The 965-nt window shown below is 41.8% G+C and carries 1 pseudogene; it reads left to right on the forward strand.

What is annotated here, in order from left to right:
* Positions 1–965, forward strand: a pseudogene (locus AC1DWN_RS34350) (hypothetical protein); the annotation flags it as partial.

Here is a 965-nt window from a genome sequence, read left to right on the forward strand (position 1 = left end):
TACCTGGGTAATACCGGCACATGTAGGATTGTATCATAACGATTATCCGAACGGGATTTGGGATCAACCAGTACCACCTCGTGAAACAGTAGATCTTAATTCAAGTTTGACCGCGTTCACATTAGCGGAAACTGTCCATTTACTCAAGGATAGATTACATCCCTGGGTCGTTCATCGTGCGAAAGAAGAGATTGATAATCGTATATTTCAAGTGTACTTCAATGATCCCACACCGCAAAACTGGGAATTAAAAACAAATAATTGGCCTGCGGTTTGCTCTTCAAGTATAGGAGCAGCTGCTATTTATATGATTGAAGATAGTGAAAAGCTGGCCGGCATGCTATGGCGTGTCATTGGAGTACTACGGAATTACTTCTCAGGATTTGACGAAGAAGGAGCAACACCGGAAGGACCAGCCTATTGRCAATTTGGATTTTCTAACTTTGTCTATTTTGCAGAATTATTGAAAGAACGTACGCATGGGCAAATCTCCCTACTTATGGATAAGAAGGTCGAACGAATCTCACAATTTCCGCAATTTTGCACGTTAATGGGGGGTAAGGTCCTCAATTTCTCTGATTCTCATGATGAAGTAGCCTTCAATGCAGGACTTATTGGGCGGCTACAACAGTACATACCATCTCTACAACTTCCTACTAAGGAGTACCAGTTTAAACCGATTCTGGGTAATTGGTTGGACGTAACAAGACTAATGCTTTGGTCATTATCTAATTCGGAATCATCGGTAACCACCAAGGATAATGAAGATCGGATTCAAGAGCAAATATTTACTGGAAACCAATGGGTAATTTCGAAAGTGCGGAATGCAAGAGGTGGAATTACTGCTTTTGCTGCCAAAGGCGGACATAACGAAGAACCACACAATCATAATGATCTTGGGCATTTTATTATACATGTCGATGGCCAGAACGTACTCGCAGACCTAGGGATAGGGCTTTATACGA

Source organism: Paenibacillus sp. P4_A7 (assembly GCF_056402455.1).